The organism is Acidisphaera sp. L21 (assembly GCF_009765685.1).
Taxonomy (GTDB): Bacteria; Pseudomonadota; Alphaproteobacteria; order Acetobacterales; family Acetobacteraceae; genus LMUY01.
This window is the reverse complement of the sequence record NZ_LMUY01000114.1, coordinates 50,009-70,956: the sequence shown is the minus strand read 5'-3', so window position 1 is coordinate 70,956 and position 20,948 is coordinate 50,009. Positions and strand designations below refer to the sequence as shown.

The following is a 20,948-nucleotide window of genomic DNA, read 5'->3' as shown; positions in this document are numbered from 1 at the left end:
TCCTCACATAGCCTGACCGAAGCCGTCTACCAACACCAGGGTGATCCGATGAGCGACGCCAAAACCAGTTCCGCCCTGGTGCCCACCCAGGCGGAATTTCGCTGGGTGTTGATTGGTTTGATGCTGGCGCTGACGCTGGCTGCGCTGGACCAGAATATCGTCGCGACCGCGCTGCCGCGCATCACCGGTGATCTGGGCGGCTTGTCTCACCTGTCCTGGGTCGTCACCAGCTTCATCGTGACCAGCACGATCTCGGCCCCGCTCTACGGCAAGCTAAGCGATCTCTATGGGCGCAAGCCGGCCTTTGTCGGCTCGATCGCCATCTTCCTGGTCGGCTCCGTGCTGTGCGGTCTCGCCGAAAGCATGGTCGGGTTGATCGCGTTTCGCGCGGTGCAGGGACTGGGCGCCGGCGGGTTGATCGTGCTGGCGCAGACGGTGATCGGCGACCTGGTCTCTCCGCGCGAGCGGGGCCGCTATCAGGGCATGTTCGCCGCCGTGTTCGCAGCCTGCTCGGTGGCGGGCCCACTGCTGGGCGGCTTCATCACGCAGTTCGCATCCTGGCGCTGGATCTTCTACGTCAACCTGCCCGTCGGTGGCGCTGCGTTGGCGTGCATCCTGTTGGCGCTTCGGCCGCGCCCGCCCAGCATAGCGCCGCGCCTGGACTGGGTGGGGGCGGCGTTGTTGACCGCTGGCACTGGTACCCTGCTGTTGGTGCTGAGTTGGGGCGGCAATGCCTATGCCTGGGCGTCCCCGCAGATCCTGGGTTTGACGGTGGTCGCCATCGCCGCCTTTGTTGGCCTGGCCTTCGCGGAGCGCGCCGCGCGCCAGCCGATCTTGCCGCCGGATCTGTTCGGTAACGGGGTGTTCGTGCTTGGCGCGCTAACCATCGCGCTAGCGACCATGGCGCTGTTCGCCGCCGTGGTGTTCCTGCCGCTGATGTTCCAATTGCTGATGGGCGCCAACCCCGCCATGGCCGGGTTGATGATCGCACCGATGATGGGCGGGGTGATCATCGCGTCCTACACGGGCGGTCGGCTTGTGTCCCGAACGGGTCGTTACAAGCTGTTCCCGGTGCTCGGCCTGGCGGCTGCGACCTTGTCCTACGCAACGTTGGCCTGGGCTGTGCGCAACGATCTGAACCCGCCGCTGATCGAGGCGGTGCTGGTGGTGATGGGCCTTGGTATCGGGCTGGTCATGCCGAATTTGACGACCGCGATCCAGAACGCGGTCGCACGCAGCGAATTGGGCGCGGCAACCGCGTCGGCGGCATTCTTCCGCTCGCTCGGTGGTGCCGTCGGCGCCGCCCTGGGCGGCGCAGTGCTGGCGGCCCATCTGCAGGGCGTGGAGGTGGGGGGGTCATCGTTGAGCGGTCTATCGGCGATCGCCAGCCTTCCGGACGTGCAGCGTTCACTTGTGCTAGGGGCCTACCGGGCCGGTTTGTCCGCGGCGTTCATCACCGGGACAATCATCGCCGGATTGGGGTTCCTGACGGTGCTGTTCCTGCCGGAACGGCCGTTGCGTGGCGCGGGCGGCTGACGCAGCCAGCCGGAACAGCGATACGCCGCTGCCTCGCAACGACGCGCTCCGAAAGCGCTAGGCGGCGGGTGCCACGGAAAGCCCCTGCACCTTGTGCTTGGCGATCAATTGTTCCACCAGGCCGCTCGCTTTAGCCTCTTCAACGAAATCATGCAGGAATGCCGCGCCAGCCTGGTTTTGACGCGGCGTGCCGATCGCCTGCTGTACCGCAGTGAAACCGCCATCGAGGATTCTAGCGCCGGGCAGCGTTTGGGCATCTTGCAGCAAGCGCGGCCGCAAACCCGCCAGCGCCTCCAGCCCATCGCGAACGAAGACTTCGTATGCCTCATCGAGGCTATCGGTCCGGACCAGCGTCGCGTGTTTGATGCTGCGGTCCAACCAAAGCCCGTAAGCGGCGCGGCCCGTCACTGCGATGCGATTGCCGGGTTGATCGACATCGCCAATTTTATGCAGCGGCGAACCCGGCGGCACGAGGTAGGTCGACTCGATCTCGGCATAAGCCGCGGAAAAGGCGATCGTCTCGGCCCGGGCTGGCTCCGCGCCGATCAAGCCGATCGTCCAGCCACCGGTCACCGCGGCATCCGCCACCAGGCCGGGCTTCGCGAACGGGACCAGTTCAACGCGAACGCCGAGCCGGTCGGCGACTGCGCGGGCCATGTCGGGGGAAACGCCGTCAGGCTCACCGCTGGGGCTCGTGCCGGTAACGAGCAGAAAATTGCTCATGTTGATCCCGGCCCGCAGGACACCACCTGGCGCCAGTTCTGCCATGATCTGCGACATCATCATTGTTGCCTCCCTTCGTGTTCGACGCTGCTTGTCCAAATTCGATAGTACCGCGTCGTCAGGCACTCGTCGTCAGGCACTCGTCGTCATCGCGATGCGCCGGCGGCGATCCAGGGACAGTTCGGGACCACTGGCCCGATGCTCCCCAACGGCCTTCGATCCGGCACCATTGTCATCTGCGGCGACTATCGAAGCACTTGCGCCGATCGACGCAAGGTTCAGGCTGTCCTTTGCCCGGCGAACATGGGCGCGCATGAGTCGCTCTGCCGTCACGCCGTCACGGGCCCGCAAGGCGGCCACGATCTCGCGATGCTCCTCGGCCGAACCCGCACGCATGGGGCTGCTGCCACTGCGAATGCGGTAGAGTTGCAGGAGCGAATACATATCGATGCACAGATACTCGATGAGCCGGCTATTGCGGCTCCCCTGAGCGATGCGAACGTGGAAATCCTCTGTGGGATCGTGACGCTGGCCGCCATGTCTGCCCGGTGCCCGGTGCCGAAATGGCGCGGCTTCCTCCAGCATGTCGATGTCGCGCCCTGTCATGTATTGGGCGGCAAGGCTTGCGGCGAGACCCTCAAGCACCTCACGCATGGCGAAGATCTCGGCCACTTCCGCATCGGACAGGCACACTACGCGGACGCCCACATGCGGCACACGCTGCAGCAGGCGGCGGCCCTCCAAACGGCTGATGGCCTCCCGCAGCGGACCCCGGCTGATGCCGAGTTGCCCGGCCAGATCGGCCTCGCCCAGCGTGGCGCCGGGCGCCAAGTCGCCATTGAGGATCGCGCGTTCCAGCATGTCGAAGGCACGATCGGCCAGCGTCTGCACCTGAATGCGCTCGACCCCCATCAAATGATCGCCCTTGTCATGCTGTAGCCGGATCATGCCACGACAAAGCCTATCGGGCAATTTAATCGTCGATTGTTGACAATCGACCACAACGGCCCGACGCTGGCCGTCAAGGAACGACCAACGTCAGAGAGCCGGGATGGCAACACTATTCGATAAGATCTGGGATGCGCACGTGGTCGGCCCCCGCCAGGACGGTCGCACCCTGGTCTATATCGACCGCCACGTGATCCATGACCTCCATGCGCCGCCCGCCTTTGCCAAGCTGCGCAAGACCGGCCGCGACGTGCGCCGGCCAGACCTGACGGTCGCGGTGACCGACCACATGGTCGCCACCAGCACGGGGCGGACGACCAGCACGATCCCGAAAAGCGCGCCCTTCCTGGAACGGACCCGGAGTGGCGCATTGGAATTCGGCATCCGCCTGCTAGGGATCGACAGCCCCATGCAGGGTATCGTTCACGTCATCTCGCCGGAATTGGCCATCGCGCTGCCCGGCAGTACCGTAGCCTGCCCGGACAGTCATGCCTGCACAGTGGGCGGCATCGGCGCACTGGGCCTGGCCACCGGCACGACGGAGGTGGTGCATGTGCTGGCCACCCAGACGCTGGCCTGGAACAAGCCCCGGCAGATGCGCATCGTGCTGGATGGCGGGCTCGCCCCGGACGTGACGGCGAAGGATGTGATCCTGTTCGTGATCGGCCATTGGGGCTCGGACATGGCGCGTGGCCATGCTGTCGAATTCGCCGGGCCGGTGGCCCGCGCCCTGCCCGTGGAAGGCCGCATGACGCTCTGCAACATGGTGACCGAACTTGGCGGCCGGGCCGGTCTGGTGGCGCCGGATGCAAGCGTCGCAGCCTGGTTGAAGGGTCGTGCGTTCGCCCCACAGGGCACAGACTGGGGCCAGGCGGTCCAGGCTTGGAAGGCGCTGTATACCGACGCGGACGCAGTCTTCGACCAGGACCTCTGCATCGATTGCGGTACGTTGGAGCCGCAGATCACCTGGGGCATTGATCCCGCGCATGTCATCGGGTTGTCCGGCACAGTGCCAAACCCTGAGACCGCGCCCGTCGCGGAACGGGCGGAATTGCGCCGGGCGCTAGACTACATGCAGTTGCAGCCGGGTGCGCCGATTGCGGGCGTGCCGGTGGACCGGGTCTTCATCGGATCATGCACCAATGCCCGCCTGTCCGACCTGCAGGCCGCCGCGGCCGTGGTGCGGGGTCGGCACGTGGCACCCGGGATGCACGCGACGGTGGTGCCCGGCAGCACGATGGTGAAGCGGGAGGCGGAGAACCTCGGGTTGCACCAAATCTTCCTCGATGCCGGGTTCGATTGGGGGGAGGCCGGCTGTTCCATGTGCGCCGGCGTCAATGGTGAGGAGGGATCGCCGGGCCAGCGGATCGTATCCACCACCAACCGTAACTTCGCGGGCCGGCAGGGCGCGGGTGTGATGACGCATCTTGCAAGCCCGGAGACAGCCGCCGCCGCCGCACTGGCCGGGTGCATCGTCGACCGCCGGGCGGTGCAGTGATGCGCCGTTTTCAACCCGTAGAGTCGGTTGCGACGCTGCTGGACCGCGACAACATCGATACCGACCAAGTGCTACCCGCCGCCTTCATGCGCGGCATCGACCCAGACTACGGCGCCGGCCTGTTCGCATTGTGGCGGCGCGACCCGGCCTTCGTGCTGAATCGCCCAGGGTGGGAGAAGACCGCGATCCTGGTGTCCGGCGCCAATTTCGGCTGTGGCAGCACGCGGGAGCACGCTTGTTGGGCTCTGGACGAATTCGGTATCCGCGTGCTGATCGCCGCCAGCTTCGGCGAGGTTTTCCGAGACAATTGCATCCGCAACGGCATCCTGCCGATCGCCGCCGGTGCGGAAGGCCTTGCACGTCTGCGCAGTATGCTGCGCGACACCCAGGACCCGGTGCACCTGCTGGTGGACCTGGCGACGCAGCGTGTCACGTCCCCAGGGTTCGAGATGGCATTCGACTTGCCGGCTGCAGATAAGACGGCACTGCTGGAAGGACTCGATGAAATAGGCATGACCTTACTCGAGGCCACAGCGATAGATCGCTGGGAATCCGCGGAAAAAGCCGGCCAACCCTGGCTCCAGACACTAAGGACGCCGCTATGACGCCCATCCATCCCGGATCCAGATTGCGTGAATTGCTTGGCCAGCCCGAAATCCTGGTGCTGCCAGGGGTGCACGACGCCCTATCCGCCCGCCTTGCCACCCGCACGGGGTTCGACGCGCTGGCATCGGGCGGCAATGCTGCGACCGGCACGTTGTTGGGGGCGCCGGATATGGGCCAGCTTGGCATGCGCGACTTTGCCGACCACTATGCGCGGATCGCCGCCGCGTCTGGCGTGCCGGTCCTGGCGGATGCCGATACCGGGTTTGGCGGCGTTCACAACGTCGCGCAGACCGTTCGATCGTTCGAGCGCGCTGGATTGGCCGGCCTGTTCATCGAAGACCAAGTAACGCCGAAACGCTGCGGCTATCTGGCTGGCAAGGCCGTCATTCCCGTCGCCGACCAGATCGCCAAGCTGCGCGCGGCCTTGGATGCGCGACGCGACCCGGCCTTCGTGCTGTGTGCCCGCACGGACGCCTTGGCTGTCGAGGGCATCGACGCCGCGATAGACCGTGCTGGCCGCTATCAGCAGGAAGGGGTGGACATGGTGTTCGTGCAGGGCGCCGACACGCCGGAGACGCTGGCGCGTGTCTGCAAGGCAATCCCGGGTTTCCATTTGGCCAACGTATCCCAGGCGGCCGGCGCCACGAATTTAACCGTTGATACGGCGCAGGCAGCGGGTGCCGCAGCCGTCATGTTTCCCATCGCTGCCTTGCTGGCCGCCGCAGCCGCGATGCAGCACGTGTTGCAGGCCCTGCACCGAGACCGCTCACTGGCGGGGGTCGCGTCGGTCTTGATGCCAATGGCGCACTACAACGAAGTGACCGATCTACCCGGCGTGCAAGCCGATGAGGATCGCTGGACCCTACAGCCAGGCTGACGTCAACGAGGCGACCGCGACCGCAAGAGTCGGCGGCAGAAAGGGAGAGCCATGAACCGTCAAGGTATCAAGGAACTACAAAACGTCGGCTTGGCATCGTTGGGCGGCATGCTGGAATATTTCGATTTCCAGGTCTATGTTTTCGTCGCCGCCGCTCTTGGCACCGATCTGTTTCCACCGGGTGATTCCGTGTGGAAGACCCAGGTCCAGGCTTTTGGTATCTTCGCCATCGGCTACCTGGTTCGCCCGATCGCCGGCATGATCATCGCGCATTATGCCGACCGGATCGGACGCAAGCGGCTTTTCGTGTTCACCGTGTTGCTCATGTCGTTCCCGACCTTCCTCATGGGCTTGCTGCCAACCTACGCGACGGCCGGCTGGATGGCGCCAGCCGCATTGCTGCTGTTGCGCATTCTGCAGGGATGTGCGGTGGGTGGCGAGCTGCCCGGTGCAGCCGTGTTCATCTGCGAACACGCCCCGCCCCGCCGCCTGGGTCCTGCCAGTGGCTTGTTCCTGGGCATGGTGAATTGCGGTTTGCTGCTGGGTGCGGGGGTGGCACTCCTGGCGAAGGAATTTGCGGGTCTGCTGGACCCGGGCTGGGTGTCATTGGCGTGGCGGTTACCATTCATCCTCGGCGGCTTGTCCGGGCTGCTGGCCGCCTATCTGCGCCGCCATTTGGCAGAATCGCCGATGTTCGAGCAAATCCGGGAGGAACGGCAGCTGTCGACGCAGGTGCCGATCGCCAAGATCCTGCGTGATTGTCGCGCACAATGCGTGTTCGCCGTCGTGTTGACGTTCGTTTTCTCCACCACGCCGGGCATCTACTTTCAGTGGCTACCAACCTACCTCATCGGCATCCAGCACGTCCCGGCCAACACGGTCTTCGTCGCCAATATGTGTGGCGTCGCGGCCTTCGTGTTGAGCATGCCCGCCTGGGGTGCGATGCTCCCATTGCTGGGATGGCCGCGATTGCTTGTCATCGGTGGGGTGCTCAATGCTGCGTCTGCAACTTGGTTCTTCTCCGAACTGCCAACGCTGCAGGGTAGCGCTGCGGGCCTCGCGGCCGGGCTGGCGATCGTGGGAGCGCTATGCGGGGTGATCCATTCGCTGATCTCGGGCCTGACCTGCGCACTGTTTCCCACCGCAATCCGCCAAAGCGGCTTCGCATTTCCCTACAGCGTGGGTACGGCCGTGGTCTCGGGCCTGACGCCGCTCGTCGTTGCGTGGCTGGTCCGCAGTTTCGGGCTCTCCGTGCCAGTCTGGCAGGAGGTGCTGGGTGGCGTGCTTGCATTAGGCCTTGCCTGGTACTTGCGCTTTCTTCCGCTGCATCTCGGCCACACCAGCATCGTGACCCCGAAAGCTGATCGGCTCAGCGCCACCAGGTGAGAACGCCAGCCCATCATCGATGGCGATCGCTTTATGGAGAAGCGGGAGAAAAACCCCGTTGTAGAGCATTCAGCGCCGCTACGGCGCGAACCCGGATCTTCTCGTCATCGGCCGTCAGGATCGGTTCTCCATCAGCCTCGGGATACCAGCCCGGCAAATCAGCCACGACCACGACACCATCGTCGGCCTTGAAGACCTGCTGGCGCACGTCACGATGTAGAACCTGATGGGTTTCCGGATGAATCCGGGCGCCGAGCGTGTGGCCAGCAGCATCAGTGTGAATTGTCATACGCGGCACGTCCGTATTTCGATGCAAGACGGGGCACGACCATTTTGATCGCAGCCCCGAGTTTCGAATGAGAGAGCTTGGCCCCTCGCTGGTTGTAAGAGCGCCGGGCCACGCTGGTTCAGCCCGTCACGCGCGATTTACAATGATGAATGTCGATCCGTGCAGATCGCTAGGGTTTGAGCACCGTCAGCTTGAACGGCCCCGCCTCGGCGGCTGCATGCGTTATGCCTTCGTTGACCTGCGTGAGCGGGAACTCCGTCACCGCTCAATGCCGAAGGTCAACCCGCACGACATCGCCGCCGACGTGTGAACATGCTGCTAACCATCCTCGCAGTTAGGATGCAGCAGACGAGCCCGGCTCCTCCTCTGCCAGCTCGTGCAGTGTCATCAGGTGGGCGACCTCAGGCAAATGCGTTCGAATGACTGGGATCACGCTGGATCGCAGTTCTAGCGTTGCCGCCTCGTGAATATGGCGCACCACGTGTGCGCCCTCGCCATCGCGCGCGGCAATCATCATCACCCGCTTCATCGACGGGTCTGGATAGGGCGCAATCGCAAACCGTTCGCCGCGGGCGATGGCGCGATAGACGGCGAGGGGCGGCATGATCGTCCAGCCAAAACCCGCCGCCACCATTGCCAGCACGGCAGCATGCGTATCCATGTGATAGCGCCGCCGGGGCGTGATACCCCAGGAGCGTAGCGTCTGGTCGAACCGTGAATTCATAAAAGGATCGCGCCCGAAGCGGATGAGGTCCAGCGTCTCGCTCAATGGCTTCAGGGCTTGTGGATTCTCAGCATAATCCGGGGGCGCCACGATCAGGAACGGCTCGGTCATGATCGGCACGATCGTCACGCCGGGTAGCGGGGGCGATTCGTCGGATGTCACGACGAAGTCGAACTCGCGGTCCGCGACCGCCCGGGCCCGGGTGGCGTTGAAACCGGATTCAACGGTGAGCTGCGCTGCCATCGAACGCAGTCGCGACAGCACGGCGGGGCCGATCGCCTCCGCAAAGCTGTTCAGCATGCCGATCCGCAGCAGCGGCAACTGCTCGCTCGTGCTCCACCGCAGCGCATTGTCAAACCGCTCGATGCCATTCACCAGCGCCCGCGCGGGCTCCAGCAAGGCGGCGCCCTTCAACGTGAGCACGGGCGGCCGGCGCGACCGGTCGAATAATTGGACGTCCAGCGCGCGCTCCATCTGCCCGATGAATTGCGACACCGCCGGTTGCGTCAAACCCAGATGCTGAGCTGCCGCGCTCATGCTGCCCGTGCGCGCGACTGCCACGAACACCTCCAACGCACGGGCCGACAGGCCTTGCCCGATGAGGCTGCGGGCGTTGAGCGGCTCGGCCGGTTCGTCTCGGAGATCGTGTCGTATCGTCGTCATGCACCTTCCATGGGGGGCCGTCCGCAGCATCGCACGAAAAGCTTGCGCTTCAATCGACGCAGCTTATAATTTGTATAAGCGCGCTGGCAACCGTTTAGTAACCGGGGAGAATCTGTGACATGGTCGCCACTGACACGCCATCGTTCAAGCAGAAGCTGTCAGACAGACAACCGCAAATCGGCATCCGCACGCAATTCTGCAGTCCGATCGTGGCTGAGGCGCTCGGATACGCGGGCTGCGACTATGTCTACATCGATATGGAGCACTCGCCGAACAGCCTGATGTCGGTTCTACACCAGGCGCAGGCCTTGGCAGGCACGGGTGCCAGCGCCGTGGTGCGACTGCCGAGCGATGACCCGGCGGTGATCCAGGGGTTGCTGGACATCGGTATCGAGACGCTAGTCGTCCCCATGGTCGAAACGGCGGCGCAGGCCCAGCGGGTCGCATCCGCCGCATTGTATCCACCACGTGGCCTGCGCAGTGCCGCCCGGTTTCACCGAGGCAACCGCTACGACAATCTCGATCTTGGCCCCACGCGAGGCGAAGACCGCATCTGCCTGATCGTGCAAATCGAGTCGCGCACGGCAATCAGGAATGTCGCCGAGATCGCTGCCGTCGATGGCATCGATGCGCTGCTGTTCGGCCCGGCAGATTTGGCAGCAGACATGGGCCATTTCGGACAGACCGAGCATCCGGAAGTCGTTGCCGCCATCGAAGACGCCGTGGCCACCATCCTGCGCGCGGGCAAGATCGTCGGCATGTCCACTGGCGAGCCGTCGCTCGCCGCCGGGTGGCTGGCCAGAGGATGCAGCTTCATCTCGGTCGGCGGTGACTTGCCGCTGCTATTGGGCCAGGCAAAGCGGTCACTCGCGGCAGCCCGCGCCGGCTAATGCACATGGAGGGAATTGATACGATGCTGAGCGCAAGGACGCTGTTCGAGAAAGTGTGGGGTGAGCACATCATCGTCACGTCGCCCCAAGGCGAGGACTTGCTCTACGTCGATTTCAACTACCTCAACGAAGGTGGCTCCTTCCTCGCGTTCGACCAATTGCGGCTGGAAGGCCGCACCAGTCGCCGGCCGGAACAGCACCTGGCCATCACCGACCATTACCTGCCGACCATCAATCGCGCGGCGGGGGTAGAGGGCATTCCAAACCCCGAAATTCGCAACGTCGTCGCCATGATGGCGGGCAACGCTGCAGATTTCGGCCTGCCCCATTTGAACATGCATCACGCCAAGCAAGGTATTGCTCATGTGGTAGGGCCGGAACTGGGCATCTCGCAGCCCGGCATGCTGATCACCTGCAACGATTCCCACACCGCGACACATGGTGCAATGGGGGCCTGCGCCATTCCCGTCGGCGCATCGAACCAGTTGCGCCACGTCGTCGCCACGCAGACCGTCTGGATGAAGCGACCGCGGACCATGCGCATCACCATCGACGGCGCCCTTGGAACGGGCGTCACCGCCAAGGATGTGATCCTATCGATTATTCGGCAGACCGGAATTGGCGGCGGTGCCGGCTACGCGTTCGAATATGCCGGATCGACGATCCGCGGCATGTCGATGGAAGGGCGCTTGACGATCTGCAATATGTCGATCGAGGCGGGCGCACGCATCGGCATGATCGCGCCGGACGACATCACGTTTGCCCATCTGGCGCAATGCGAACGCGCGCCGAAGGGCGAACACTGGGACCGCGCCTTGGCCTATTGGCGGACATTGCCGACAGATCCCGGCGCCGTCTTCGATCGCGAGCTTCATCTGGACGCAGCCACGGTCGCGCCAATGGTGACGTGGGGCACCAGCCCGGAGGATTGTTCCCCGATCGATGGGGTGGTGCCGGATCCCAGCAGCTTTGACGACCACGAGCGCAGCCGCCATGTCGGCCGTGCGTTGGAGTATATGCAGTTGATCCCGGCGACACCCTTATCCGAGATCCGGATCGACCGCGTGTTCATCGGGTCCTGCACCAACAGCCGCATCGAGGATCTGCGCGCCGCGGCCGGCGTGTTGCGGGGGCGCAAGGTGGCGGTGCCGGGGATGGTGTCCGCTGGGTCCAGCGAGGTGAAGCGCCAGGCGGAGGCGGAGGGTCTGCACCGCATCTTCCTTGAGTCTGGCCTGGAGTGGCGGGATTCCGGCTGCGCAATGTGCAACGGCTCCAACGGAGAGATCGTCGGTCCGGGCCAGCGCTGCGCCTCAACCACCAATCGCAACTTCGAGGGGCGGCAGGGTCGTAATGCGATGACGCACATCATGAGCCCGGCCATGGTCGCTGCCGCAGCCATCATGGGCCGCTTGACGGACGTACGCCATCTGACGTCTCCTTAGGAACATCCCATGCAACCCTTCACGATCCTGACCGCCGCCGCGGTGCCGCTGCCGATCGCCAAGATCGACACCGGCATGATCCTGCCCGGTCGTTACATGCGGCGGCATCGTCGCCCAGGCCATGACTACAGCGAGGCCTTCCTGCACGACGTCCGGTTCGATGAGAACGAGCAGCCCCGCCCCGAATGCGCGCTGAACGACGCCGCCTATGGCACTCCCCAAATACTGTTGACCGATGCCGACTTTGGCTGCGGCTCCTCCCGCGAAGGGGCCGCCTATGCCGTGATGGATTACGGGTTTCGCGCGCTGATCGGCCCCAGCTTTGCCGAGATCTTCTATGGCAACTGCTTGCAAAACGGCATCTTGCTCGTGACACTCGACGAAGCAGTGATCCACCAGCTTTGGGCTGCCGTCCGTGCCCGCCCGGGCAGCGAGATCACAATCGACCTGCCCAACCAACTCGTTATCGACCCGGCCGGCGCACGACATTCTTTTGACATCAATCCGCTGCGCAAGGAGCGCCTGATCCTCGGCCAGGACGATATCAGCGTGACGGAGAGCCACGGGGCAGAGATCGTCGCCTTCGAGGCAAAACGGCGCATGGCGTTCCCGTGGCTGCCCATCACCAGCCAAGCCTGATTCGGGTCCTTCGGAACGGCCCGGCGAAGACGTAGTTCCGAGTTTGGCTACCAGATGAACGAGAGGGCAACCAATGACCCTCTCGGCAATATGGGAGGAAACCCATGTCCAGCCTACTTCGCAACAGATGGATCCGCATACAACTCGTCGCAACCATCCTTTATATCTGCGCCCAGATCGACAAGTCGAACATCGCCGTTGCCTTTCCCGGCATGCGGGCCGATCTAGGGCTCACCGCGACGGAACTAGGCTTCGCGGTAGGCATGTTTGCGTGGGGTTATCTCGCGCTGCAAATCCCGGTCGGCAGGCTCACATCCGCTTGGAGCGCCAAGCGTACGATCATCCTGCTTGGAGTCTGCTGGTCGATCGTCTCCGCGACGACGGCCCTGGTGCAGACGGAGACCCAACTGATCGTCAACCGTCTCATGCTCGGCATGTCGGAGGGTGGCATCCTGCCGGCCATCGTAGTGGTGATGCGCGGCTGGTTTACCCAACGGGAGCGTGCGCGCGCCAACCTTGCCTTGCTAGGCACGCCCATCGCCGCAGCCATCGGCAACGCGGTCTGCGGGCTGGCCGTCAGTTACGTGGGATGGCGACTGATGTTCGTTGTCACCGCGATCCCTTCGCTGCTGTGGTGCGCGGTGTGGTGGTGGGCCGTCGAGGACGATCCCCGGCAATCTGCATGGTTGGACCCGGCAACCAAACTGGCCCTGGTGACGGAACTGGATGCGGAAGCTCAGCGAGCCCCAGTGCTGCAGCAGCATTGGTTCCGCTCGATGTGGAACCCGACTGTCATCATCCTGTCGATCTACAACTTGCTGGGCCTCACGGCGTTCTGGGGGCTGACTTTCTGGCTGCCGACGCTGCTGGTGGAGGGCGGCCGCACCATCGGCCTTGCGGGGGTGCTCGCCTCGATTCCCTACGTGGTCAGCGTGGGCATGGCGTTCCTCATCTCGGCCAGTTCGGATCGGATGCAGGAACGGCGATGGCACCTTATCGTGCCGACGGTGCTGGCCGGTCTGTTCATGTGCGGCGCCGCGCTGTTCGGCGAAGGGCATCTGTTGGTGCTTCTGTTCTGTCTCACCATGACGACGGGGCTGTGGTTTGGTCGGATCACGATTTACTGGATCATGGTAGCCGATGCCGTGCCAAGAAGTGTCGCAGGGCCAAGCATGGCCGTCGCCAACGGCATCGGCAATTTCGGTGGCTTTCTAGGGCCTTTGATGTTCGGATGGCTGCGAACCACGTCCGGGGGATTCCACGGAGCCATGCTGATAGGCGGCCTGCTCTACGTGGGTGCCGGTTTGCTGGCGGTCCTGGTCCAAGAACAAAAGAACGGACGTGGCGCCAACCGCATGGCGGATCATGAAGCCGGAATCCCGAAAGTGGTCCTCGCTGTCGGGGGACAATGAGCATCGGCGCAAATGGACCGATCCATGCTGCTGCTGGTGCCGGCGGGCCTCGTCAGTGCGCGCAATCCTGCTACGCCGGTTCCGGCGGGTGTCTCATGTCGATATAGGATTGATCCGATCCTGCATCTTAGATAGATCTGTGCCAGCTTTTGGGGATCTGCGATGAATTACCGTTACATTGCTCTATCCGCCCTGCTGGTTCTTGGCGCCTGTGCCCAAGGTGGCACGTCACCAACCCCGTCTACGACGTCCGCCGCGTCCTCTGGCAACAAGGTAATCGGTTTGAACGGAACGGAAGGCGAGGTACACGGGAGCATCCACCCCGGATCGAAATTCAGCCGGGTGCAGATCGGGATGGGTGCCACGGAGGTTGAGAGCATCATCGGCGCTCCCACCGACACCGCCTCGCACATTACGGGCAAGGCTTTTATTCCGTTCTACTTCGGCGGGGACACATCGCAGACCGAGAAGTTTTACCGCGGTGAAGGACAGCTAACCTACTCTCCCCAGTCGATAGGAAGCAGTCTCCTGGTCTTGACTGGAATTACGGTTGATCCCAGCGAACGAGGGTTTGCGCACTAACCACAGGCCGATCCCGGCGTGAGGCAATCGGCAATCGAACTGCGAACGTTACAAAACCGTTAGGTGAGCGGAGCGCTACCTACCAGCACTCCATATCTGGCTGAGGGAGCGGCCTGGCGTGAGCGCCTCGGGTAGGCGGCGAAGTCCGGGTGGCGGAGTTGCGTGGCAATCATTCGGCCGGGATACTCGCGTTCCAGGAACGCAGAACACGTCCGATACCCCATGGATTTCCGGCTGATCCACAAGAATGCGTCCGCCATTGCGCGGCTTTGACTGGGACATCGCTGGAGTCTCTCCAAAGAAGCGCCGCCGCTCCAGCTGATGTTACGTCCCAGTGAATACTGCGGGCCGACGCTCGAAGAAGGCGGCGATGCCTTCCTGATAATCGGCAGTGCCCTCGAGTGGCCGGCGTGCTGCGGCATCGAACGCCACTGCATCGAGGTAAGGCAGGTCGTTGACCCGATCGAGGACGCGTTTCAACGCCGCGAGCGCCAGGGGGCTACGACGTGCGATGGCGCCCTCGATGGTTTGTAACGTCGCCTCCAATTCCGCTGCCGGAACGCACCAATCGACCAGACCGAGCCGAAGCGCCTCCGCAGCATCAATCCGGTCGGTGGCGAACATCAGCCGTTTTGCCGCTGCGATGCCAGCGACCCGCGGGACCAGAACGGCGCCGCCGCCGCCGGGGTAGGCACCAAGCGTCATCTCTGGAAAGCCAAACGCCGCATCCGCGGTGGCAACGCGCAGATCGCACGACAACGCCAGTTCGAAACCACCGCCCAGGCACCAGCCGGAAATCGCCGCGATCACCGGTTTGGGCGATGCCATGATGGCTGCCGTCAAGTCCCGCAGCGACTGTGCCTGTTCCCATTTTCCGTCGGCATCCAGAGTACGACGCTCTTTCAGGTCCATCCCGGCGCAGAAGGCGCCTGGCGCGCCGCGCACGACGACACAGCGTACCTCGTGTCCAGCGTTCGTCACCGCGGAGGCGAGCGTGCGCGCCAACTCCGCTGACAGAGCGTTTCGAAATTCCGGCCGATTCAGCGTCAGCGTCAGCACGGCGTCGCGGGATTCAGTCAGCAGGATGGACATGTCTATGCCTAATCGATGAAGGCGCGGATATTGGTCGCCACCCCGACGAGCTTGCCGTCCTGGTTGGTGCAGGTCACTTCGGCCGTAACGCGGCGCTTTTCCAGGTCAACCGCCGCAACACGGTATAGCGTCGTGATCGTGTCGCCGAAGCGGACCGGGGCCATGAAGCGGACGCGGTCATATCCCATCGACACCGTGCGTCCGAGATACATCTTGGCGGAGGCGGCCGACATGAAGCCAACCAGCATCGCGCCGTGAGCCACGCGTTCGCCGTAGCGGCTATCCTTCATGAACTCGGCATTGACATGGTTTGGGGAGAAATCACCGGTGATCCCCGCATAAAGATAGACATCTGATTCCGTGATGGTCTTGGCCACCTGTACGCTGGTGCCGATCACGACGTCGCCTATGCCTGGCTCGCGCCCACCCGACTCTGCCATTTCTTGTCGCCTCCCGGCCGCAAGCTACCGCGGCGTCAAGGCTACCCTGCAGGCCGGTGGATACCTTGGCAAATGGTACAATCTCATGTCCCATGATGCAGGGTCATGACCCTGCATCATGGGAACTACAAGGTTGACGGCAAGCATTCGCCTCGGAGACCAGCCATTGGCGCAGGCGCTGCAGGTTTGGGTCGGCGCGTTTCGTCTCTGGATAGACCAGGCAATACGAATCCTGGCCCATGTAGCCAGTCTTGAACGGCTGCACGAGGCGACCGGAGCCGAGCTCCTCGGCGACAATGATACTGGGGATCAGTGCAATGCCCAGCCCGGCAAGCGCCGCCTGGATCAACATGTAGTAATGTTCGAAGCGCGGACCCGCCCAGGCGTTGATCCCGGTCATGCGGGCGTGGGCAAGCCAGTCCGCCCATGCGGTCGGCCGGCGCATGTGCTGTAGCAGGACGGCATTTTGCAGATCGGCAGGGCGGTTCATCGGCTTGCGCTGCCCCAGATAGTCTGGGCTCGCGACCAGCGTCATCGTGTCCCCTAGCAAGCGTACCGTCTCGGCGCCGGGCCAGTCGTCGTGGCCGTAATGGATGGCCGCATCGACGGGTTCCTTGGCGAAATCGAAGATGCTCGCCCGGGTCAGCAGACTCACCATGATCTCGGGGTGTCGCTTGTGAAACGCCGGCAGCCGCGGGATGAGCCAACGCATGCCAAACGCAGGCGGCGTTGCGAGCGTCAGCATGCTGCCACTATGTTTGGTCAGCAGGCGCAGGGTCGAGTCCTGGATACGCTCCAACGCGCTGCTGATGTCGCGAAGGTAGCCTTGGCCCACATCGGTCAACGTTACCCGCTGGCCGGTGCGGTTGAACAACGTGGCGCCCAGCATCTCCTCCAGCCCGCGGATCTGCCGGCTGACGGCGCTTTGCGTAATGTGCATCTCGAGTGCAGCGCGCGTGAAGCTCATGTGCCGGCCGGCCGCTTCGAATGTTCGAAGTGCGGACAGCGAAGGCAGATTGGCCGACATGACGTTCCCTTCGATCGGTTCTTGATGACCGAAAACTCATGACACCATAAGTTTCTATCGTTTGCTACTGGCGGAAACGTAATCCTACCCTGGTAGCATGGGAGTACAACAACACAGAGGGCGGACTGCCCCGTCATCGGCGCCGTGATGATGGCGGCCATTCCTGATATTGCGACGGTGCAGACCGATGTGCTCGTCATCGGTGGCGGCATCGCGGGCCATCGCGCAGCACTCGCGGCGCGGCAGCGCGGTGCCGACGTGTTGATGGCCTATGTCGCCCGCGGCGCCTCACCTTTCGTCATCGGCTGCAACGTGCCGACGATGCAGGTGCAGCCGAAGGACAGCCCGGAGGAATATGCTGCCGACATGATCCGCGGCGGTTACGGCCTGAACGACCAGCGGCTCGTCCGTGCCATGGTCGAGGAGTCGATCGCGGCGTTCGACGAATTGGCCAGCCTGGGTGTCCCATTCGCGCGCGACGATGACCGGCCGAGCCTGCGCCACTTGTCCGGCAACACCTATGCCCGTTCGGTGTATGTGGCAGACGGTACCGGCCGATCGATCATGGACGCGCTGGGCAAAGAGGTATCCCGCATCGGCATCACGGTGATGTCGGGCTGGAAGGCGCTGCGGCTGTTGAAGGCCGGGGACACCGTCGTGGGGGCCCTGCTGTGGCGCCAACAGGGCAATCGCCTGTGCGCAGTGCATGCGAAATCCACCGTGCTTGCGGCTGGCGGCATCGGGCGCCTGTATGACGACAGTACCTATCCCGCAGATGTATCCGCCGGCTCGTACGGCGTGGCGTTGGAGGCGGGCGCGCGGCTGGTGGACATGGAGTTCGTGCAGTTCGAACCGGTCGTGACGGTCTGGCCCGAGGCGTGCCGAGGGATGGAAATGCCGACTGCCATGTTGGGCGATGGCGCGCATTTGCTCAACGCAGAGGGCGAGCGCTTTATGTTGCGCTATAACCCCGGTCACGGGGAACGCCAGATCGAGAAGGCGCGGATGGCGCTTTGTATTCAGCAGGAGATTGATGCTGGCCGGGGTTTGGCGGGTGGCACTGTCTTGTTCGACACCAGGCCTGTCCCGCGGGAGCGACTGGAGAGCTATGTCTCCCATTGCCGCCGCCTACGATCGGCCGGCCTCGACCCGGCCGTTCAGGGACCGCTCGTGCGGCCGGCCGCGCATAGCCAGATGGGCGGCATTCACATCGATGCGAACGGCTGGTCCGGCGTGCCGGGCCTTTATGCGGCAGGTGAGGCAGCAGGCGGCGTGCATGGCGCAAGTCGCATTGCAGGCAATGGATGCAGCGATACCGTGGTGTTCGGTGGCCTTGCCGGGCGAGGCGCCGCCGGGGGCATGCGGGACATCACGGGGGTGGACCGGGGCAGGGCCGTTGCGTCGGCGCTGAACCCGATCCTCGCCACGATTGGGCGCCAGGGTCGCAAATCGCCGATCGCGGCAAAGAGCGAAATTTGTCGAACCGTATCACAGGCAGCGCCGATCTGGCGCACGGGGCAGCAACTGCAGCAAGGCGCGACAGCGCTGCTCGATTTGCAGGACCAAATCACCGTCGGACTGGAGGTGACGGATATCCGCACCGCCATCGAGGCGGTCGAGGCGATGCACATGGTGCTGACGGCCCGCACGATCGTTGGGTCTGCTCTGCAGCGGGAAGAAAGCCGCGGCGCGCACCAACGCGTCGATTTCCCGAAGACCGATAATTCGAATTGGCTACGCCACGTCGTGTTCCAATACGGCCCGGAGGGGGTTCTTCGGGCCGAGACCGTCGCCATCCAATGACCCAGGTGAGTGCGCCATGACCGACAAACCGCTTGCGGGCCTTCGTGTGCTGGATTTCACCCGGCTTTATGCCGGACCATTCTGCACGATGCTGCTCGGCGATCTCGGTGCTGATGTGGTGAAGGTGGAAAGCCCGGAGGGCGACGCCATCCGCCGCCAGGGACCACCCTTCCATGCCGACAATAGCTTCGGCTTCCTGGCCGCTAATCGGAACAAGCGCTCCATCGTCCTGGATCTGAAGGCGGCACAGGACCAGGGCACGATCCAACGCCTGGCGGCCAAGGCCGACGTCATCGTGGAAAACTTCCGGCCCGGCGTGATGGAGCGCCTGGGCTTGGGCTACGAGGCCTTGGCCGCCGAACGCCCCAGGCTCGTCTACGCATCCATGTCCGGCATGGGGCGGGATGGACCCAGCAAGGATGTCGGTGCCTTCGACCTCACCATTCAGGCCGAAGGCGGCTACATGAGCCTGACGGGCGAGCGATCCGGCGCCCCTATCAAACTGGGCACCTCCGCTTTCGACCTGGTGTGCGGCCAATATGCGATGGGCGCCATCATGACCGCCTTGTTCGTGCGGGAGCGGACCGGGCGCGGCCAACTGATCGAGACCAGCCTGTTCGAGGGCCAGATCACCTATCTGATGGACGCGGCGATGGAATACCTCGTCACCGGGGTGAACCGCGGCAAATGGGGCTCCGAGCATAGCACGATGGTGCCTTACAAAGCGTTCCAGGCCGCGGACGGCTGGATCGTCATCGGCGCCGGGCATCCGAAGGTCTACGAAGCGTTCTTGCGCGTGCTGGGTCGCGAGGATATTGGGACCGACCCGCGCTTCGCCACTATGTCCGCCCGCAACGAGAACCGGGACGCGCTGTACGAGATACTGGATGGTATCCTCGCCAGCCTCAAGGTCGAGGATCTGCTGGCGCGGCTGTCGGCGGCCGGGGTTCCAGCCTCGCCAGTGAATAACATGGCGCAGGTGTTTGCCCACCCGCAGGCGCTGCATCGCGGCATGTTGCAGACCCTGCGGCATCCTACCTATGGCGATTTGCCGACCATTGGCCCGGCGGTGAAATACGGCAGCTTCGACATCACGGAAGGCTGGACCGCGCCACCGCTGCTGGGGGAGCACACGCAGGCTGTGTTGCGCGATTGGCTGGGCGACGATCCTTCGGCCCTAGGCTGACCGATGGACTTCGCCCCCACCGACGACCAACGCCTGGCGGTAGACGGATGGCGCCGTGCGGTCGAACGCGACATCGCGCCCATCGCCCGCGAGCATCAGGATGCCGCGTATCCGAAAATGGTCGCGCACGATCTGCTGCAACGCAGCATGGCGTTCGGCGTCGGCAATGGCTGGGTGCCAGAAGCTGATGGCGGTGCCGGGCTAGACTTCCTGTCCAGCGGGTTGCTGTTCGAGGAATTGGCGAGATGGTCACCCGATCTTGCTGGCGTTGCATGGGTTGCAGAGGGCGCAGCGTTGAAGCTGCAGCAGGCTGGCTCGGCGGCACTCAAGGAGCGCTATTTGCCGGGGATGGTGTCCGGTGACCTGATCGGCTGTTCCGCGATCAGCGAACCCGGCGTGGGCTCCGACGCGCGCGCAGTCACCACCCGCGCCGTTCGCGATGGCAAGGGCTATCGCATTCGCGGCGAGAAAATGTGGACGTCCAATGCCGCCATTGCCGACCTCGTCATCGTGTTGGCGCGGACCGAGGCGGACGGGCTGACATTGTTCCTGCTGGACCGACAGCAGCACGGTTTCCGCACGCAGGAGATCCCCAAGCTCGGGCTGAATGCCTGGCCCTTGGGGCAGATCGAACTGCCGGACATCTGGGTCGGAGAGGAGTTCATCCTTGGTGAACCGGGCCGCGGACTGCGCGAGACGATGAAGGGGTTCGAGCGCTCACGGTGCTTCGTTTCCACCATCGCCCTTGGCATTGCACAGGCGGCCATGGATGCCAGCATCACTTACGCAGGCGACCGTGTGCAGTTCGGCAAGCCGATCGCCGGGCACCAATTGGTCCAGTCGATGTTGGCGCAGATGGCGACCAAACTGGCGGCGGCGCGGTTACTGGTCTACCGCGCGTTGTGGCTGATGAGCAACGGCGCCAGGTGCGACCAGGAGGCCGCGATGGCGAAGCTGTTCGCCACCGAGGCGGCGGAGTTCATCACGTCCCAAGCGATCCAGATTCACGGTGCATTCGGCATCAGCAAGGCGTTTCCAGTCGAACGGCATTTTCGCAATGCACGTATGCTGACTATTCCGGATGGCACCAGCCAAATCAACCAATTGATCATTGGCCGCACGCTGACGGGGTTGAGCGCCTTCGCCTAACATAGCTTCAAACTAACAAGAAGAATGGAGGAGGAT

At 63.8% G+C, this 20,948-nt stretch carries 20 protein-coding genes; 13 read left to right on the top strand and 7 right to left on the bottom strand.

Annotated features, from left to right (window positions below):
• Positions 1–48: 48 nt before the first annotated feature.
• Positions 49–1,536, top strand: coding sequence for an MDR family MFS transporter (locus GSQ76_RS22250; protein ID WP_158746308.1), 1,488 nt, complete (start codon positions 49–51; stop codon positions 1,534–1,536).
• A 57-nt stretch (positions 1,537–1,593) separates the two neighbouring features.
• Here GSQ76_RS22250 and GSQ76_RS22245 read toward each other — a convergent pair whose 3' ends face one another.
• Positions 1,594–2,322, bottom strand: a complete 729-nt coding sequence (locus tag GSQ76_RS22245) for a transporter substrate-binding domain-containing protein (protein ID WP_254070572.1) — start codon at positions 2,320–2,322, stop codon at positions 1,594–1,596.
• Positions 2,323–2,391: 69 nt separating this feature from the next.
• Entirely contained in the window at positions 2,392–3,207 is an 816-nt protein-coding gene (locus GSQ76_RS22240; protein ID WP_158746307.1) for a GntR family transcriptional regulator, read from the bottom strand.
• A gap of 103 nt (positions 3,208–3,310) precedes the next feature.
• Here GSQ76_RS22240 and GSQ76_RS22235 point away from each other — a divergent pair, with 103 nt between their 5' ends.
• The 4 genes from GSQ76_RS22235 to GSQ76_RS22220 are packed head-to-tail and all read left to right on the top strand — an operon-like array spanning position 3,311 to position 7,574.
• A complete protein-coding gene (locus GSQ76_RS22235) occupies positions 3,311–4,705 on the top strand; it encodes a 3-isopropylmalate dehydratase large subunit (RefSeq protein WP_158746306.1) in 1,395 nt (464 codons plus the stop codon).
• Positions 4,705–5,310 carry a 3-isopropylmalate dehydratase small subunit gene (gene leuD / locus GSQ76_RS22230; protein WP_158746305.1) on the top strand — a complete coding sequence of 202 codons (606 nt, stop codon included), beginning with the start codon at positions 4,705–4,707 and terminating at the stop codon, positions 5,308–5,310. The genes GSQ76_RS22235 and leuD (GSQ76_RS22230) overlap by 1 nt, the downstream gene beginning before the upstream one ends.
• Before the next feature lie 23 nt (positions 5,311–5,333).
• A complete protein-coding gene (locus GSQ76_RS22225; RefSeq protein WP_158746304.1) occupies positions 5,334–6,188 on the top strand; it encodes an oxaloacetate decarboxylase in 855 nt (284 codons plus the stop codon).
• Positions 6,189–6,239: 51 nt separating this feature from the next.
• Positions 6,240–7,574, top strand: a complete 1,335-nt coding sequence (locus tag GSQ76_RS22220; protein WP_158746303.1) for an MFS transporter — start codon at positions 6,240–6,242, stop codon at positions 7,572–7,574.
• Positions 7,575–7,605: 31 nt separating this feature from the next.
• Here GSQ76_RS22220 and GSQ76_RS22215 read toward each other — a convergent pair whose 3' ends face one another.
• A complete protein-coding gene (locus GSQ76_RS22215) occupies positions 7,606–7,863 on the bottom strand; it encodes a hypothetical protein (protein ID WP_158746302.1) in 258 nt (85 codons plus the stop codon).
• 334 nt (positions 7,864–8,197) lie between these two features.
• Positions 8,198–9,250, bottom strand: a complete 1,053-nt coding sequence (locus GSQ76_RS22210; RefSeq protein ID WP_158746301.1) for a LysR family transcriptional regulator — start codon at positions 9,248–9,250, stop codon at positions 8,198–8,200.
• 209 nt (positions 9,251–9,459) lie between these two features.
• On the opposite strand from GSQ76_RS22210, the gene GSQ76_RS22205 reads away from it, so the two are divergent.
• From GSQ76_RS22205 to GSQ76_RS22185, 5 genes are all read left to right on the top strand, one after another.
• Positions 9,460–10,140, top strand: coding sequence for an HpcH/HpaI aldolase/citrate lyase family protein (locus GSQ76_RS22205; protein ID WP_158746300.1), 681 nt, complete (start codon positions 9,460–9,462; stop codon positions 10,138–10,140).
• Positions 10,141–10,163: 23 nt separating this feature from the next.
• Positions 10,164–11,582: a 3-isopropylmalate dehydratase large subunit gene (leuC, locus tag GSQ76_RS22200; RefSeq protein ID WP_158746299.1), complete on the top strand. Its 1,419-nt coding sequence runs from the start codon at positions 10,164–10,166 to the stop codon at positions 11,580–11,582.
• Positions 11,583–11,591: 9 nt separating this feature from the next.
• Positions 11,592–12,221: a 3-isopropylmalate dehydratase small subunit gene (gene leuD / locus GSQ76_RS22195; RefSeq protein WP_158746298.1), complete on the top strand. Its 630-nt coding sequence runs from the start codon at positions 11,592–11,594 to the stop codon at positions 12,219–12,221.
• A gap of 104 nt (positions 12,222–12,325) precedes the next feature.
• Positions 12,326–13,633, top strand: coding sequence for an MFS transporter (locus GSQ76_RS22190; protein WP_158746297.1), 1,308 nt, complete (start codon positions 12,326–12,328; stop codon positions 13,631–13,633).
• 162 nt (positions 13,634–13,795) lie between these two features.
• Positions 13,796–14,215: a hypothetical protein gene (locus tag GSQ76_RS22185; protein WP_158746296.1), complete on the top strand. Its 420-nt coding sequence runs from the start codon at positions 13,796–13,798 to the stop codon at positions 14,213–14,215.
• 324 nt (positions 14,216–14,539) lie between these two features.
• Here GSQ76_RS22185 and GSQ76_RS22180 read toward each other — a convergent pair whose 3' ends face one another.
• The 3 genes from GSQ76_RS22180 to gcvA all read right to left on the bottom strand — a co-directional run bounded on the left by GSQ76_RS22180 (position 14,540) and on the right by gcvA (position 16,774).
• Entirely contained in the window at positions 14,540–15,307 is a 768-nt protein-coding gene (locus GSQ76_RS22180; protein WP_158746295.1) for an enoyl-CoA hydratase/isomerase family protein, read from the bottom strand.
• An 8-nt stretch (positions 15,308–15,315) separates the two neighbouring features.
• Complete coding sequence (locus tag GSQ76_RS22175) at positions 15,316–15,705, bottom strand: MaoC/PaaZ C-terminal domain-containing protein (RefSeq protein WP_254070571.1); 390 nt, start codon at positions 15,703–15,705, stop codon at positions 15,316–15,318.
• A gap of 145 nt (positions 15,706–15,850) precedes the next feature.
• Positions 15,851–16,774 (bottom strand): transcriptional regulator GcvA, encoded by a 924-nt coding sequence (gene gcvA / locus GSQ76_RS22170; RefSeq protein ID WP_158746293.1) that lies wholly within the window; start codon positions 16,772–16,774, stop codon positions 15,851–15,853.
• 150 nt (positions 16,775–16,924) lie between these two features.
• Between gcvA and GSQ76_RS22165 the strand changes: the two genes are divergently transcribed.
• The 3 genes from GSQ76_RS22165 to GSQ76_RS22155 are packed head-to-tail and all read left to right on the top strand — an operon-like array spanning position 16,925 to position 20,912.
• Complete coding sequence (locus GSQ76_RS22165) at positions 16,925–18,577, top strand: FAD-binding protein (RefSeq protein WP_216851220.1); 1,653 nt, start codon at positions 16,925–16,927, stop codon at positions 18,575–18,577.
• A 16-nt stretch (positions 18,578–18,593) separates the two neighbouring features.
• Positions 18,594–19,763 (top strand): CaiB/BaiF CoA-transferase family protein, encoded by a 1,170-nt coding sequence (locus GSQ76_RS22160; protein WP_158746291.1) that lies wholly within the window; start codon positions 18,594–18,596, stop codon positions 19,761–19,763.
• A 3-nt stretch (positions 19,764–19,766) separates the two neighbouring features.
• Positions 19,767–20,912 (top strand): acyl-CoA dehydrogenase family protein, encoded by a 1,146-nt coding sequence (locus GSQ76_RS22155; protein WP_158746290.1) that lies wholly within the window; start codon positions 19,767–19,769, stop codon positions 20,910–20,912.
• Positions 20,913–20,948 lie beyond the last annotated feature (36 nt).

What these genes read in the sequence shown, in the direction of transcription:
- GSQ76_RS22250 (WP_158746308.1), top strand. Translation starts at nt 49, where the DNA reads ATGAGCGACGCCAAAACCAGTTCCGCCCTGGTGCCCACCCAGGCGGAA.
- GSQ76_RS22245 (WP_254070572.1), bottom strand. Translation starts at nt 2,322, where the DNA reads ATGATGATGTCGCAGATCATGGCAGAACTGGCGCCAGGTGGTGTCCTG.
- GSQ76_RS22240 (WP_158746307.1), bottom strand. Translation starts at nt 3,207, where the DNA reads ATGATCCGGCTACAGCATGACAAGGGCGATCATTTGATGGGGGTCGAG.
- GSQ76_RS22235 (WP_158746306.1), top strand. Translation starts at nt 3,311, where the DNA reads ATGGCAACACTATTCGATAAGATCTGGGATGCGCACGTGGTCGGCCCC.
- leuD (WP_158746305.1), top strand. Translation starts at nt 4,705, where the DNA reads ATGCGCCGTTTTCAACCCGTAGAGTCGGTTGCGACGCTGCTGGACCGC.
- GSQ76_RS22220 (WP_158746303.1), top strand. Translation starts at nt 6,240, where the DNA reads ATGAACCGTCAAGGTATCAAGGAACTACAAAACGTCGGCTTGGCATCG.
- GSQ76_RS22215 (WP_158746302.1), bottom strand. Translation starts at nt 7,863, where the DNA reads ATGACAATTCACACTGATGCTGCTGGCCACACGCTCGGCGCCCGGATT.
- GSQ76_RS22210 (WP_158746301.1), bottom strand. Translation starts at nt 9,250, where the DNA reads ATGACGACGATACGACACGATCTCCGAGACGAACCGGCCGAGCCGCTC.
- leuC (WP_158746299.1), top strand. Translation starts at nt 10,164, where the DNA reads ATGCTGAGCGCAAGGACGCTGTTCGAGAAAGTGTGGGGTGAGCACATC.
- leuD (WP_158746298.1), top strand. Translation starts at nt 11,592, where the DNA reads ATGCAACCCTTCACGATCCTGACCGCCGCCGCGGTGCCGCTGCCGATC.
- GSQ76_RS22190 (WP_158746297.1), top strand. Translation starts at nt 12,326, where the DNA reads ATGTCCAGCCTACTTCGCAACAGATGGATCCGCATACAACTCGTCGCA.
- GSQ76_RS22185 (WP_158746296.1), top strand. Translation starts at nt 13,796, where the DNA reads ATGAATTACCGTTACATTGCTCTATCCGCCCTGCTGGTTCTTGGCGCC.
- GSQ76_RS22180 (WP_158746295.1), bottom strand. Translation starts at nt 15,307, where the DNA reads ATGTCCATCCTGCTGACTGAATCCCGCGACGCCGTGCTGACGCTGACG.
- gcvA (WP_158746293.1), bottom strand. Translation starts at nt 16,774, where the DNA reads ATGTCGGCCAATCTGCCTTCGCTGTCCGCACTTCGAACATTCGAAGCG.
- GSQ76_RS22165 (WP_216851220.1), top strand. Translation starts at nt 16,925, where the DNA reads ATGGCGGCCATTCCTGATATTGCGACGGTGCAGACCGATGTGCTCGTC.
- GSQ76_RS22160 (WP_158746291.1), top strand. Translation starts at nt 18,594, where the DNA reads ATGACCGACAAACCGCTTGCGGGCCTTCGTGTGCTGGATTTCACCCGG.
- GSQ76_RS22155 (WP_158746290.1), top strand. Translation starts at nt 19,767, where the DNA reads ATGGACTTCGCCCCCACCGACGACCAACGCCTGGCGGTAGACGGATGG.